At 68.0% G+C, this 14,104-nt stretch carries 15 protein-coding genes and 1 tRNA gene; 12 read left to right on the top strand and 4 right to left on the bottom strand.

Features of this window, described 5'->3' with window-relative positions; genetic code table 11:
- The first annotated feature begins 36 nt into the window (after positions 1-36).
- The 4 genes from ACFXP5_RS09870 to ACFXP5_RS09855 all read left to right on the top strand — a co-directional run bounded on the left by ACFXP5_RS09870 (position 37) and on the right by ACFXP5_RS09855 (position 2,893).
- Positions 37-120: transfer RNA gene (locus ACFXP5_RS09870), tRNA-Leu, on the top strand.
- Positions 121-277: 157 nt separating this feature from the next.
- Entirely contained in the window at positions 278-751 is a 474-nt protein-coding gene (locus ACFXP5_RS09865; protein WP_394528015.1) for a MarR family winged helix-turn-helix transcriptional regulator, read from the top strand.
- Positions 752-839: 88 nt separating this feature from the next.
- On the top strand, positions 840-1,532 hold the full coding sequence (locus tag ACFXP5_RS09860) for a VOC family protein (RefSeq protein WP_394544499.1): 693 nt from the start codon (positions 840-842) through the stop codon (positions 1,530-1,532).
- A 26-nt stretch (positions 1,533-1,558) separates the two neighbouring features.
- Entirely contained in the window at positions 1,559-2,893 is a 1,335-nt protein-coding gene (locus ACFXP5_RS09855; protein ID WP_394544498.1) for an MFS transporter, read from the top strand.
- A 17-nt stretch (positions 2,894-2,910) separates the two neighbouring features.
- Here ACFXP5_RS09855 and ACFXP5_RS09850 read toward each other — a convergent pair whose 3' ends face one another.
- A complete protein-coding gene (locus ACFXP5_RS09850) occupies positions 2,911-3,372 on the bottom strand; it encodes a GNAT family N-acetyltransferase (RefSeq protein WP_394544497.1) in 462 nt (153 codons plus the stop codon).
- Between the two features lie 324 nt (positions 3,373-3,696).
- On the opposite strand from ACFXP5_RS09850, the gene ACFXP5_RS09845 reads away from it, so the two are divergent.
- Both ACFXP5_RS09845 and ACFXP5_RS09840 read left to right on the top strand, forming a co-directional pair.
- Positions 3,697-3,903: a cold-shock protein gene (locus tag ACFXP5_RS09845; RefSeq protein WP_394528011.1), complete on the top strand. Its 207-nt coding sequence runs from the start codon at positions 3,697-3,699 to the stop codon at positions 3,901-3,903.
- A 179-nt stretch (positions 3,904-4,082) separates the two neighbouring features.
- Positions 4,083-5,318 carry an MFS transporter gene (locus tag ACFXP5_RS09840; RefSeq protein ID WP_394544496.1) on the top strand — a complete coding sequence of 412 codons (1,236 nt, stop codon included), beginning with the start codon at positions 4,083-4,085 and terminating at the stop codon, positions 5,316-5,318.
- A gap of 30 nt (positions 5,319-5,348) precedes the next feature.
- Here ACFXP5_RS09840 and ACFXP5_RS09835 read toward each other — a convergent pair whose 3' ends face one another.
- Positions 5,349-6,263 carry a LysR family transcriptional regulator gene (locus ACFXP5_RS09835; protein WP_394544494.1) on the bottom strand — a complete coding sequence of 305 codons (915 nt, stop codon included), beginning with the start codon at positions 6,261-6,263 and terminating at the stop codon, positions 5,349-5,351.
- A 156-nt stretch (positions 6,264-6,419) separates the two neighbouring features.
- On the opposite strand from ACFXP5_RS09835, the gene ACFXP5_RS09830 reads away from it, so the two are divergent.
- The 6 genes from ACFXP5_RS09830 to ACFXP5_RS09805 all read left to right on the top strand — a co-directional run bounded on the left by ACFXP5_RS09830 (position 6,420) and on the right by ACFXP5_RS09805 (position 12,638).
- Positions 6,420-7,430, top strand: a complete 1,011-nt coding sequence (locus ACFXP5_RS09830; RefSeq protein ID WP_394544492.1) for a VOC family protein — start codon at positions 6,420-6,422, stop codon at positions 7,428-7,430.
- Between the two features lie 74 nt (positions 7,431-7,504).
- Positions 7,505-8,470, top strand: coding sequence for a fumarylacetoacetate hydrolase family protein (locus tag ACFXP5_RS09825; RefSeq protein ID WP_394544491.1), 966 nt, complete (start codon positions 7,505-7,507; stop codon positions 8,468-8,470).
- Entirely contained in the window at positions 8,467-9,465 is a 999-nt protein-coding gene (locus tag ACFXP5_RS09820; protein ID WP_394528006.1) for a cyclase family protein, read from the top strand. The genes ACFXP5_RS09825 and ACFXP5_RS09820 overlap by 4 nt, the downstream gene beginning before the upstream one ends.
- A 46-nt stretch (positions 9,466-9,511) precedes the next feature.
- A complete protein-coding gene (locus ACFXP5_RS09815) occupies positions 9,512-10,645 on the top strand; it encodes an FAD-dependent monooxygenase (protein WP_394544490.1) in 1,134 nt (377 codons plus the stop codon).
- A complete protein-coding gene (locus tag ACFXP5_RS09810) occupies positions 10,642-11,670 on the top strand; it encodes an amidohydrolase family protein (protein ID WP_394528004.1) in 1,029 nt (342 codons plus the stop codon). The genes ACFXP5_RS09815 and ACFXP5_RS09810 overlap by 4 nt, the downstream gene beginning before the upstream one ends.
- Complete coding sequence (locus ACFXP5_RS09805) at positions 11,667-12,638, top strand: fumarylacetoacetate hydrolase family protein (RefSeq protein ID WP_394544489.1); 972 nt, start codon at positions 11,667-11,669, stop codon at positions 12,636-12,638. Before ACFXP5_RS09810 ends, ACFXP5_RS09805 begins: the two co-directional genes overlap by 4 nt.
- 30 nt (positions 12,639-12,668) lie before the next feature.
- On the opposite strand, the gene ACFXP5_RS09800 is transcribed toward ACFXP5_RS09805, so the two are convergent.
- Together ACFXP5_RS09800 and nucS are read right to left on the bottom strand one after the other, a co-directional pair.
- On the bottom strand, positions 12,669-13,352 hold the full coding sequence (locus ACFXP5_RS09800; protein ID WP_394544488.1) for an HAD hydrolase-like protein: 684 nt from the start codon (positions 13,350-13,352) through the stop codon (positions 12,669-12,671).
- A 50-nt stretch (positions 13,353-13,402) separates the two neighbouring features.
- On the bottom strand, positions 13,403-14,098 hold the full coding sequence (gene nucS, locus ACFXP5_RS09795; protein WP_394544487.1) for an endonuclease NucS: 696 nt from the start codon (positions 14,096-14,098) through the stop codon (positions 13,403-13,405).
- Between the last annotated feature and the right edge of the window lie 6 nt (positions 14,099-14,104).

The raw sequence follows: 14,104 nt of genomic DNA, 5'->3' as shown, positions 1-14,104 counted from the left end.
AGGTTGAGTGCGCGGGATCTTCGGATGCTGCGCGACGCGCAAGTGGCGGAATAGGTAGACGCGCTGGCTTCAGGTGCCAGTGCCTGCAAGGGCGTGGGGGTTCAAGTCCCCCCTTGCGCACAACACGACGAAGGCCCTCGGACCCCGGGGGCCTTCGGTGTTTCCGGAGCGCGGGACGACGATCGGACCAGAACACGCGGTGATGCCCGCGACGGGTGGACATGATGTCATTTAGTAACCGCGGGGGGATCCTCCGCCGATTCTCTGAATGGACGCGATGACAGCCATGTTGACCTCACCCGAGCTGGCTCTGTTCGAGCGACTGATCGACGTCGGAAAACTCCTGGAGAAGCGGGCCGACCGCGCCACACGTCAGGGCGTCGGTCTCAAGTACTCCCAGTACGAGGTGCTCATCCGCCTGCGCAACGCCGGCGGGGAGCTGCGGATGGCTGAACTCGCCAACAAGCTCGTCTCCTACCCGAGTGGCCTCACCTATCACCTGGACCAGCTGGAGAAGGCTGGGCTCGCAACACGGGCGACCGCGCCCGACGACGAACGCGGCGTCCTCGCGCAGATCACCGATCGTGGTCGACAGTTCCTCCTCGACGCGTTCGATTCGCAGACAGAGATGATCGAGGACGCCGTGGTCAGGCCCCTCGACAGCGCGACGATCGAGGCGGTGTCCTCGGCTCTCGGCGTTCTGCAAGTTCACCTTCGGGGCGAGGCCACCGGGGGAATGTTGCCCAACTGACCGAGTTGTTACACGCCGGAAACATTCGGGAGCGCCGTATCCAATAACTTCAAATTTTAAATAACCGATGCAGCGAAAGGAACTCCCCATGATCGCCCTCGACCACATCGCCGTCTGGTCAGACAACCTCTACCGCACCACCATCGATCTCGCGGAGCAGACCGGGATCGGCAGCATCGACGGCGGATACTTCCCCGGCCTCGGTCTGGGTCAGAAGCTGATGTCCTTGGGTGGCTCGGTGTACGTCGAGGTCGAGAGCATCGTCGACCACCAGATGATCGCGAACGGCCACCCGATGGCCAAGGAGCTCGCGAAGCAGACGTTCGGCGGGGACTGCTTCGCCGGTCTGTGCTTGCGCAGCGACGAAGTGCCGGAGATCGAAGCCTTCGCGCGACACCTCGGCATCGAACCGTCTCGGGTGATCGACGGCGGCAAGCGGTCCATGATCTTGGGCCAGCGCGGCGGGGGCGCGTTTCACGCGCCGGACTTCCGCAACTCCTGGCTCCGCGGTAAGCCGAACGTGTACCTCGGCTACCGCTGGGATGACGATTCCAGCGGGCTCGACCCGCAGCCCGGTTCCGGACGGGTCCGCGGCCAGGGCGTCACCGCGATCGAGGTCGGGGGCACGGAAGCGGAGATGCGCGCGTGGCTCGGTCCGCTCGACCTGGACCAGCTCGACCTCGAGATCCACTTCAATGGCAAAGCGGACGGGCTGTACGCCGTCGCTTTCAATTCGACGGCCGGGCCGCAGACACTCCGGCTCAACCCCATCACCCTCTGAGCTCCATCACCAGGACGGAGGACACCATGACGAACACGGACACCCGCGTCAGCTCCACACTGAAGGTCCGACGGGCAGCGATCTCCGGATTCTTCGGTAGCGCCCTGGAGTACTACGACTTCCTCATCTACGCCTCGGCGTCCGCACTCGTCTTCGGGCGGCTGTTCTTCCCCGAAGCCGGAGCGAGCGGGACGTTCTTCTCGATCGCGACGTTCGGGGTGGCATACATCGTGCGGCCGCTCGGCGCTGTCCTCTGGGGGCACGTCGGCGACCGATACGGTCGGCGCCTCGCGCTGGTGCTGACGATCGCCCTGATGGGTGTCGCGACTTTTCTGATCGGTCTGCTCCCCACGTACGACGCGATCGGATGGGCAGCGCCCGTGCTGCTGGTGGCCATTCGCCTGCTGCAGGGTCTATCGGCGGGCGGGGAGTCTCCGGGATCCACCTCCCTCACCGTCGAACACGCCCCCGATCGCCGCCGCGCATTCTTCACCAGCTTCACGATGAGCGGTATGCAGTTCGGCATCGCCATGGGAAGCCTTGTCTTCATCCCCGTGGCGCTCCTCCCCGAGGACCAGCTCTTCAGCTGGGGATGGCGGGTTCCGTTCCTCCTCAGCGGCATCCTCACGGTCATCGCCTATCTCCTGCGTCGGAAACTCGACGAGACGGACTCCTTCGCCCAGATGCGCTCCACTGGCGAGCGGGCCAGGATCCCTCTCGCGGATCTGCTGCGCAATCACTGGCGGACCGTCATCCGCGTCCTCCTCTTGAGCGGGATCAACATCATCGGGACGATGTTCAACGTCTTCGTCCTCGCCTACGGCACCGGCAACGGCATTCCCAGCGCGATACTGCTGACGGTCGTGACGCTCGCGAACCTGACGGCCGTGATCGCCGCCCCCCTCACCGGCATCCTGTCCGACCGATGGGGACGTCGTCCCGTATTCATCATCGGGGTGGTCGGCGCGACCGTCTGCACGATCCTGCTTTTCGCTGCCATCGACGCCGACAATCTGCCGGCGGTCTTCGCCGCCGGCATCATCGGCATCGGGGTCTTCTACTGCATGCCCATCACGGTGGGCGCGACCTGGTACCCGGAGCAGTTCCCCACTTCTGTCCGCTACACCGGAATGGCCGTCGGGCTCATGCTGGGCATCCTGCTCGCGGGGTTCGCTCCCGCCGCCGCTCAGGCGGCCGGAGCCGACTCCACACTCTGGTGGCCGGCGGCCCTCATCTGCGCGGTGGCGGGAGCCGTCTCTGCGGGTGTCGCCCTGTTCTCGCCCGAGACCTTCCGTGTCGGTCAGGCGGACCTCGGGCTACCGACGCGAGCGCGAAAGGCTCGCGTGGGCATCCCCGTGTGAGCGCGCCGGCCGCTCCGTCACTCGAGGGTGGGAGGGAGCGCGAGCACGACCTCCGCGGCCGAGGCGGTGGCGTCGACCTCGGTGAAGCCCATCTTCGTCAGAAGGGCCACGGATGCGGTGTCGGCCGCCGCGATGCGGGCGAAGAGCGGACGCTCCGCTTCGCGCGTCACGAGGAGGCGCAGCGCCGTGGTGCCCACGTCGCGGCCCGCAGCGTGTCCCGCGATCCAGACCGAGATCTCGCGCGCGCCCTCCAGAGGGACCGAGGCGGCAAGTCCCGCGAAGCCGCCGTCCTCGGTCACGACCGAGAGCACGACTTCGGCATCGCGGCGCCGGCGCAGCATCCATTCGTCGAACGCCTCGCGGTCCGTCGCACCGTCAGCGGCGAAGTCGGCCGGGCGAAGCGCAGCCGGGTTTGCCAGCAGGTCGAAGATCGCGTCGAGATCGTCGTCGTCGAGGTCGCGCAGATCGATGTGGCCCACGCCGCAACCCTACGCCGGGGCACCCGCCGTCAGGCTCGCCGAAATCCGTAGAAATTCCTGTCGCGAGAACCTTCATTCATCAGTAGAGTGATCCGCAGTCACGCATCGCGTGGCCTATCCGGGGGGATCCGTCGACGCCCGGGCCTTAGAGCTCAGCTCGGCCCGGGCGTCGTATGGTTTCCGGACGACGTCGTTCGCAGCCGCCGTTTCGCGCTGATGTCGACGGGCGACGTTTCTGTGATCGACTCGTGCGCCCGCGAGCGCCGAGCGTTAGCGTGGTGCCAGATCGACGCAGAGGGCGCCGACAGCACAGAACGGCATGGAATGAGCACGCAGGGCACGGTCAAGTGGTTCAACTCGGAAAAGGGCTTCGGGTTCATCGCTCCCGATGACGGCAGCGCGGACGTCTTCGCGCACTACACGGCTATCCAGGCGTCGGGCTACCGCGCCCTGGAGGAGAACCAGCGGGTCGAGTTCGAGGTCGCGCAGGGCCCCAAGGGTCTGCAGGCCGAGGACATCCGCCCCATCTGATCCACCCCGCCACGGCGGAAGAAGAACAGCATCGCCGCGGGGGACTCCCGCGGCGATGCTGTTCGCTCAGGTGATGTGCAGCCGGGGTCTCATCACCCCGGCTGATGGGCCACATAACGCATCTCTGCTTCACAGGCGACAGTGCGCGCGGTCGAATGATCGGGAACAAAGGAGTTCCCATGTCGAAGACGACCTCTGGCGGCCGTACCGCCGAAACAACCCGAACAGCGGGTGCCCTCCAGGGCATCCTGCTCCTTGCGGGAAGCTGCATGCCGGTCCTCGGATCGGTGCTCATCACACCCGTGCTGCCGCAGCTCTCCGCCCATTTCGCCGACGTCGAGGGTTCCGCGATCCTCGTACCGATGATCGTGGCGATCCCGGCACTGATGATCGCGCTCTTCGCCCCGTTCGCCGGGCAGATCGTCGATCGGCTCGGTCGGAAGAATCTTCTGATCGGGGCCATGATCGCCTACGCGCTCGTGGGCACCGCGCCCGCCTGGTTGGAAGGTCTGCCCGAGATCCTCTTCAGCCGCATCCTCGTGGGCATCTGCGAGGCGGCGATCATGACCGTCTGCACGACGCTGATCGTCGACTACTTCTATGAGGAGCGCCGCCGCAACAAGTACCTTGGCCTGCAGACGGTCACCACGACCCTCGCGGCCACCGTTTTCATCGTGCTCGGTGGGGCGCTCGGCGTCGGCGGGTGGCACACCCCGTTCTGGGTCTACGCCATCAGCATCGTCATCGCCATTCCGATGATCTTCGTGCTCTGGGAGCCGCGCGGTGGGGCAGAGGGAGACCGACACGTCGCCGCCGGTGAGAAGGTGCGCATCCCGTGGCGCCGGATCGCGACGCCCCTCGCCGTCACCCTCTTCGGTGGCTTCGCGTTCTACGTGCTGATCATCGAGGTCAGCTACCTCGTGGTGGGAACCGGCGTCGACGCCGAGGACACCCGTGTGATCGGTCTCGTCTCGGCCGTCGCGTCCCTGGCGACAGCCGTCGCCGGGTTCATCTTCTCCCGCCTGGCGAAGGTACGCCCCGGCTCACTCCTGCCCCTCGCCTTCGCTCTGCAGGCGGTCGGCATGATCGTCATCTGGATGGTTCCCGCGTTCGGTGGCGTCATCGCCGGCGCCGTCATCGCCTCGTTCGGATCGGGTCTGCTCCTGCCGTCGCTGCTCACCTGGGTGATCGCAGCCACTCGGTTCGAGGAACGCGGCCGGGTGACCGGCTGGTGGACCGCCTCGTTCTACCTCGGCCAGTTCGTGACGCCGATCATCATCGGCGCTCTCGTCGCGGCGGTCGGAACCCTGAACGTCGCGGTGGGCATCGTGGGGATCGCTGCAGCCGTGATGGCGGGCGTGACGGCGCTCGTCCTTCGCACGGGGTCCAGCGAGGACGCACCGCTCCCTCGCTGAGGACAACGGATGCTGGGAAGCCGCCGCGTCCTACGACGCGGCGGCTTCGGCGAACTGTTCGCGCATCCAGACGTGTTCGGGGTCGTGGGTGTGGACGGGATGCCACCACAGGGCGTTCGTGATCGGGGTCGCCTCGAACGGCGGCGCCATGATGCGCACCCCGCCCATTCCCACCACCAGGTCGGCAAGGCCCGCCTGGATCATCGCGAGTCGTCGGGTACCGGCGACGAACGGAGCGAGCGAGAGGAAGCTCTCGACCACCGCTTCGACATGCGGTTCGACCCCGAGTTCCTGCAGCTGTCGACTGGCCGAGGTGAAGGCGGTGCGCGACTGGTAGGTGAACACCCACGGTGAACGGATGATGTGGTCCATCGTGACCTCATCGCCGATCGTGTCGTTGTCCGTTGCCACCATGACGACCCAGTGGTCCTTGGTGAGGTTCAGGTGCGGAAGGTCGGTGACGAAGCCGTGGGGAATGAGAAGGGCGTCGGTGGAGCGGAGGCGATCGTCGACGTTCTCGATGATCTGGGGCGAGTGCAGCAGGAAGCGGAACTTCACACTCGGCGCCCGCGACGCGGCCAGCTTCGACACGGCCCTTCCCGCGGTGGCGAAGCCGTAATCCGAACCGAAGACGGAGAACTCCCGCGTCGACGTGTGGGGTACCCAGTCGGTCTGACTGTCGAACACGCGCCTCGCCATCTCGAGCGCCGTGGCCGTGTGGTCGAGGAGGCGGACCGCGAGCGGAGTCAGGTCGTACTCGTTGCCGCGACGGGCGAGGATCGGGTCGTTGAAGTGCGTGCGCAAGCGCGCGAGCGAGGCGGACAGCGCGGGCTGGCTGAGCTGGAGGCGGAGGGCCGCCTTCGTCACGCTGCGTTCGCTCAGCAGTGCGTCCAGCGCGATCAGCAGATTGAGATCGAGCCGGGACAGGGGTGCTTCGGCGACCATGAGGGTCCTCTATGACGGAATATCGACGACGGCGGCGACGACCTGACTATAAGTCATGTCGATAAGGAACATAGCGAACCCAGCGTTCCCTGATGATCGAACGGCGCAGATAGTGGAGACGAGCCCGCGGATGGGCCGCTCCTGAAAGGGTCAACGATGATCAAGCTGCTTTCCCACCTCTCCTACGTGGCCATCACCTCGACTGATGTCGAAGCGTCGGTGGAGTTCTACAAGACGCAGGTGGGCCTCACCGAGGTGGACCGTGTCGACGGCGCCGTGTATCTGCGCTGCTGGGGCGACTACTACGCCTACTCGCTCGTGGTCCTGCCCGGCGACGAGCCGACGCTCGCGACGATGGCCTGGCGCACCTCGAGCGCTGAGGCCCTCGAGGAGGCCGTCGCGCGAATCGAGGCCGCCGGCGTTCAGGGCGAGTGGATCGAGGCGCACAAGATCGGCCGCGCCTACCGCTTCACCGGTCCCTTCGGACACGACATGACCCTGCACTGGGATGTCACCCGCCACCGAGCAGAACCGGCCGTCGCGTCGATCTACCCCGACCGCCCCGAGAAGCGCAGCCACATCGCCGGCGCGCCCCGCCAGCTGGATCACGTCACGGTCGCGGCCAGCGACGTGGACGGATTCGCCCAGTGGTACAACGAGGTGCTCGGCTTCCGCATCATGGCGCGCACGGTTCTGGACCAGGCACCGATCTCGGTCTTCTCGGTGCTCACCACCAACGAGAAGTCCCACGACCTGGGCGTCGTCCTCGACGGATCGAGTCGGGCGGGGCGCGTGAACCACTACGCCTTCTGGGTCGACACCCGCGAGGAGCTGCTCATCGCGGCGGACGTGCTCATGGAGCGCGGGACGGCGATGGAGTACGGCCCCTCGATCCACGGCATCGGGGAGCAGAGCTTCCTCTACTACCGCGAGCCCTCCAGCATGCGCATCGAGTTGAACACCGGGGGCTACCGCAATTACGTCCCCGACTGGGAGCCGCAGACGTGGAAGCCCTCGCAGGGCTCGAGCAACCTGTACCGCAACGGTGCCATGCCGATGTCGATGACGGAATCGTTCCCCGCGGCGGACGGCCCGAGCGCGACCGAAGAGGGCGTGCCCGAGGAGATCCAGGACGCGCTCATCAACCCCTATACCCGCCACGGCTGAAGCCGCGCGTCTTCTCGGGGCGGTGCGATGTCCGCCGCCCCGAGACACCACCCGTCAGGACTCGAGGAGGATTCATGACGAATGCCCGCACCACTGCCCCTTACGCCCTCGCCCGCTACCGGGAGGACGGCGACGTCGTGCTCGGCCTCGTCGCGGGGGATCGCATCCGTGCCCTGGATGCCGCCGATCTCGGTGCCCCCGACCTGAACACGTTCTTGGCCGCGGCGGACTGGGATCGCCTCGCGGCGCTCGCCGAGGCCGAAGGCCCGTGGACCGACCTCGACGACGTGACGCTCGTCGCACCCGTCGAGCCGCGCCAGGTGCTCCAGGCCGGAGCGAACTATCGCACGCACGTCGTCCAGCTCATCATGGGCGGCTTGCGAAAGGGCGACGCCGACCGCCCGGCCGAGGAGCTGCGCGCCCAGGCCGAGAAGATCATGGACGCGCGAGCCGCGAGCGGGCGCCCCTTCATCTTCATCGGGCTCGCGCAGTGCGTGGTCGGCGATGATGTGCCCCTGATCCTCCCGAGCTCCAGCGAGACCCATGACTGGGAGCTGGAACTCGCCGTCGTGATCGGACGCGAGGCGTTCCGGGTCACCCCCGAAGAGGCGCTCTACCACGTCGCCGGATACACGATCTCGAACGACGTCACCACGAGAGACCTCGTCTTCCCCACCGATGTCGGCGACATCGGGGCGGACTGGTTCCGGTCGAAGAACGCGCCGGGCTTCCTCCCGACGGGTCCTTTCCTCGTCCCCGCGCCGTTCGTGGATCCCGCAGGCCTCGCGGTGCGCCTCGAACTGAACGGCGAAACGATGCAGGATGCGACGACCGCCGAGCTGCTGTTCGACGTCCGCTCCCTCGTCTCCACCGCCTCGCAGACCCTGCCGCTGCTGCCCGGGGACCTCCTCCTCACCGGCAGCCCCGCCGGAAACGGCCAGCATTGGAAGCGATTCCTTCGCGACGGCGATGTGATGACGGGGTCGATCGAGGGCCTCGGAACCCAGGTCGTGCGCTGCGTCGCGGAGAGTGCGGCATGAGCTCCCTGACGCAGGACCCGCGCGAACTCGACCGCCAGAACCCGGAGGCCGAGATCGCCGTGCGCGCGGAGGCCTATCGGAACTGGGGTCGGTGGGGCGAGGACGACGCCCTCGGCACACTCAACTTCATCGACGAGGCCAAGCGGGTCGAGGCTGCGGCGCTCGTGACCGAGGGTCGCGTGGTCTCGCTCTCGCAGTCGTTCGACACCGACGGCCCCCAGAAGGGGTGGCGTCGTCGCATCAACCCGGTGCACACGATGACCGACACCGGCACCGACGCCGAGCGGGGGAACCAGCCGTTCCCCCACGGCATCGGCGGCGCGGACGACTACATCACGATGCCGCTGCAGTGCTCCACGCAGTGGGACGGTCTCGGTCACATCTTCGATCACGGCATGGCCTGGAACGGGCGCCGTGCGGGCGATGTGGTCACCAGCGACGGCGACCTCGTCACCGGGGTCGAGCATGCAGCATCCGTCATCGTCTCTCGCGGCGTCCTTCTCGATGTCGCCCGGTTCCTCAACCCCGAGACCGGCGAGCTGCCCGACGGGTACGGCATCACCGCGGCCGACCTGGACGCGTGCATCGCGGCGCAGGGAGCATCCAGCCGCGTCGGGCGCGGCGACATCCTGCTGGTGCGCACCGGTCGCCTCACCCGCGCCCGACGCGAGGGATGGGACGACTACGCCGGCGGGAACGCCGCCGGCATCTCGATCACGGCGGCGGGATGGCTGCACCGCAGCGAGGTGGCGGCCGTCGCGACCGACACCTGGGGATTCGAGGTGCGCCCGAACGAGTTCGACGCGCCCGCGTTCCAGCCCCTCCACCAGATCGCCATCCCCAACATGGGTCTCACGATCGGGGAGATGTGGGACTTCGAGGAGTTGTCGGAGGCGTGCGCGGCCCGCGGACGGTGGGACGTGCTGCTCTCCGCTCCTCCCCTCCCGATCACGGGCGCGGTCGGTTCACCGATCAATCCCGTGGCCGTGTTCTGAGCGGCCGACGACGTATCAGCAGTGAACAGAACAGAGAGGTTCTGAAATGAGTGCAGTGAAGAAGGTCGCGATCGTCGGCTCCGGCGTCGCCGGGCTCGCCGCGGGTATCCAGCTTGCGAAGGCCGGCGTGGAGGTCGACCTGTTCGAGGCCAAGCACGAGCTGGGCATCGGGGGGTCGGGCATCTCCCTGCAGGGCAACGCCCTGCGGGTGTTCGACGCGCTCGGCGCGTGGGAGGACATCCGCGCGGCGGGTTACGCCTTCGACGGGCTGAACCTGCGGGCCCCCGGCCCGGGTGCCACCGTCGTCGCCGCCCTGCCGGAGCTCAAGACGGGAGGCGCCGACTACCCCGCGGGAATGGGGATGCCGAGGCGCGATCTCGCTCGCATCCTCTTCGCGCACGCCGAGAAGGCAGGCGTGCACATCCGCTTCGGAGCGCACGTCACGGCCATCGAGCAGGGGGACGACGACGTCGACGTGATCGTCGACGGGGAGTCGGCCGGTCGTTACGACCTCCTCATCGGCGCGGACGGACTGAACTCCACCGTTCGCGAGCTCATCGGGATCGACACCAAGCCGGTCTCCACCGGCATGGGGATCTGGCGCACCTTCGTGTCGCGCCCCGACGAGGTCGTGAAGAGCGAGTTGTACTACGGCGGGCCGGCCTACATCGCGGGGTACACCCCGACGGGGGAGGACTCCATGTACGCGTTCCTCGTCGAGAAGGCCCAGGACCGGGTGGGGGTGAGCGACGAGGAAGCGACCAGGATCATGCGGGAGACGTCGCTCGGCTACGGGGGACCGTGGGACTCCATCCGCGCCGACCTCGAGGCGGGTGCGTCGGTGAACTACACCTGGTTCACCTCGCACATCGTGCCCGCGCCGTGGAACCGTGGCCGCGTCGTCGTCATCGGCGATGCCGCGCACAGCTGCCCGCCGACGATCGCGCAGGGAGCGGCCCAAGGCCTGGAGGACGCCTTCGTGCTCGCCGAACTGCTCACCACGCGCGAGGTGATCGATCAGAGACTCTGGGATGAGTTCCACGCGCGGCGGATCCCGAGAGCCACGGCCGTCGTCGAAGCATCCACCCAGCTGGGTCAATGGCAACTCGACGGCAATCGTGACGCAGACGCGGGCGGGCTCATCTTCGGCATCTCGCAGAAGATGGCGGAACCCGCATGAGCGCGGCTCCGTCGCCGTCGCCCACGACCGACGTGCACGCCCACCTGCTGATGCCCAGCCTGCACGCCGAGGTCGAACGGCGCGCGCCCGAGCTCGTGGCGCAAGCGGCAGCCCTCGACCTGCGCCGCAACGGGGCGCAGAGTCAGGCCGTCTCGGGACCGATGGTCGGCTCCCGCATCCCGAAACTCACCGACGTCACGGTGCGTCTGGCCGACATGGACGCCCAGGGCGTGGACGTGCAGTGGGTCAGCTCTTCGCCGAACCACTTCTACCCGTGGGCCCCCGAGGGACTCGCGGTGTGGGCGGCGATGGAGGCTAACCGTCTGATCGCCGAGCACGTGTCCCAGGCGCCCGACCGCCTCGTCGGGCTGGGCCTGGTCCCCCTGCAGCACCCGGCCCGCATCGTGGAGTACCTCGATGACGCGGTGCTTGGGAGAGGACTCGCGGGGGTGGAGATCTCGTCCTTCGCCGGCGATGTCGAGTTGTCGGACGAGCGGCTGGAACCGTTCTGGGCACGCGCGGCCGAACTGGGGTGCGTGGTGTTCCTCCACCCGTTCGGGTGCTCGCTGGACGAGCGGCTCGACCGGTTCTACCTCGCCAACACGGTGGGTCAGCCCACCGAGAACGCTGTGGCCCTCTCGCACCTGATCTTCGCCGGTGTCCTGGACCGCCACCCGGGGCTGCGTCTTCTCGCCGCCCATGGCGGCGGTTACCTGCCGACGGCGATGGGACGCAGCGATCACGCGTGGCGCGTACGGCCCGACGCCCGGCGCTGCGCGCACGAACCGTCGAGCTACCTGCGGAGCCTGTGGTTCGACACGGTCGTTCACGACCCGGTGGCGCTTCGCCATCTGCTCGAACTGGCGGGTGGTTCGCAGGTGCTGATGGGCAGCGACTACCCGTTCGACATGGGTCTGGAGGACCCGGTCGGTTTCGTCCGCTCGGCCGACCTCCCGCCCGAGGTCACGGCTCAGGTGCTGGGGGGCAACGCGCGGTCGTTGCTCGCGGCGGCGGTGACGGTATGAGGATCGCGCGGTGGACCCACGACTCGACCGACGGCGAAGGCTTCGTGATCGACGATCGCGTCGTGGCCTTTCCCGACGGGTTGAGCGTCGAGGAGGTGTTGAAGCGGGGCCTTGACGCCACGGCGGCGATCTTCGAGAGGGTCGTGGATGCCGGCGGCACCGCGCTTTCGGACGTGCGTCTGCGCGCGCCCCTCGCGCCGGCCTCGGTGCGGGACTTCGTCGCGTTCGAGGAGCACGTCGAGGGTGTGAGTGCGGGGGTGGAGGGCAAGAGCAACGTCGCGGCGGAGTGGTACGAGGCGCCGACGTTCTACTTCACGAATCCCCACACGATCCTGGGGCCGCTCGATGAGGTCTCGCCACCGGTCACCGAACGCCTGGATTTCGAGCTCGAAGTCGCCGTGGTGATCGGGACGGCCGGTGACTCCGACGGGGTGAACCTCACCGCCGAGGCCGCACGCTCGCACATCTTCGGGTACACGATCATGAACGACTGGTCGGCGCGCGACCTGCAGGCCCGCGAGATGAAGGTGCGCCTGGGTCCGTGCAAGGGCAAGGACTTCGGCACCACCCTCGGACCCTGGATCGTGACGGCCGACGAGCTGGAGCCGTACGTCGACCCCGACGGCTTCCTCGCCGTCCACGCCGAGGTCTTCGTCAACGGCGAGCTGATCGGAGAGGACCTCGTCTCCAACGCCGGCTGGACGTTCCCGGAGTTCGTGGCGTACGCATCGCGCAACTCCCGCGTCGTGCCGGGCGATGTGCTCGGCTCGGGAACGGTCGGAAACGGGGGGTGCCTCGGAGAGCTGTGGGGGCGCAATCAGGGTCTCACTCCGCCGCCGCTCCGTGTCGGCGACGCGGTGCGCATGGTGGTGGAGGGGATCGGCGAGATCACCGGACGTGTCGGAGAATCGGTGGCCGCGCCCGCTCTGCCCGGGGCACGCGAACGGCCGCGCACGCGACACCGCTGAGGAGGCTGCGCCGGGCCGAGCCCGTCTCGGTCAGACCTGGACGTCGGGGACCAGCAGCAGAGCGCGCAACTCTTCGGGGGTGTCGACCGCGGCTTGCGCGCCCTCCGACTCGTGGGGCCAACTGAAGCCCCACCGCACGAAGATGACCGGAACCTCGTTCGCGGTGGCGCCCTCGACGTCGTGGTGGCGGTCGCCGACGAGGACAGGCCGGCTGGTGTCGACGCCGGCGGCTTCCAGGCGGCGCAGGGCCTCGGCGACGATGTCGGCCTTGGAGCTGAGGGTGCGCTCGTCGAGGGTCGCCCCGACCGTCGCGGTGAACGCCGGAGCCAGACCGAAGTGGTCCATGAGCGCGACGACCTGGATCTCGGGCTTCGAGCTCGCCGTGGCCTGCGGGATTCCGGCTGCCTGCACCTCGTGGATGATGTCGGCGACGCCCGGGTACAGTTTCGCGCTTCCGGTGAAGCCCTCCGTCTTGTTGAGCCCCCGGTAGAACGCCACAGCTTCGGTCGCCTGCTCGGGGGTCATCCCCACATTGACCTGGAAGGACTCGAACATCGGCGGCCCGATCCAGTGCACCAGTTCGCCACGGGTCGGGGGGCGCAGTCCGAAGTGTTCGAGCGTCGTGGTCAGACGGCGGAGGATTCCCTCCGAGGCATCGACGATGGTTCCGTCGACGTCCCAGAGAATGCAGGACCAGGGGGAGCGTTCGGGCATGTCCTCCACGCTACCGGCGCTCGCAGGTCGACCGGTTCGGGGCGGGGACCTCAGAACAGGCGCGGGGCGCCGGAGTCGACGCCCTTCATCTCGTCGTAGTCGAGGGTCACGCAGCGGATGCCACGGTCGGTGGCGAGCACGCGTGCCTGCGGCTTGATCTCCTGCGCCGCGAACACTCCGGTGACGGGGGCGAGCCCCGGATCCCGGCCCAGCAGTTCGAGGTAACGGGTGAGCTGCTCCACGCCGTCGATGTCGCCGCGCCGCTTCACCTCGACGGCGATGGTGCCGCCGGCTGCATCGCGCAGCAGCAGGTCGACGGGACCGATCGCCGTCGGGTACTCCCGACGCACCAGGGTGAGTCCCTCGCCGACGACCGAGACCTGTTCGGCGAGGAGGCGCTGGAGGTCGGCCTCGACGCCGTCCTTGATGAGGCCGGGGTCGACACCGAGCTCGTGCGAGGAGTCGTGCAGGATCTCGTGGAACTTGACCACCAGGGCGTCGCCCGACTTCGCGTGCGAGACCCGCCACTGCAGCACGACCCCGTCTTCGGTGTCGACTGCATCCGGGATCTCCACCGTCAGGGTGCACGGCGGGCTCATCCAGTTGAGCGGCTTGTACGAGCCGCCGTCGGAGTGCACGAGCAGACTGCCGTCACCCTTGTGCACGAGCAGGCGGGTGGCGAGGGGCAGATGCGCGTTCAGTCGACCGGTGTAATCGACGGAGCAGCGGGCGATGACGAGACGCACCCGACG

This window comes from Microbacterium hanjuni (genome assembly GCF_043556395.1).
In the GTDB taxonomy this organism is placed as follows: domain Bacteria; phylum Actinomycetota; class Actinomycetes; order Actinomycetales; family Microbacteriaceae; genus Microbacterium.
Note: the sequence above shows the minus strand (reverse complement) of the source record. Positions and strands in the feature narration are given on the sequence as shown.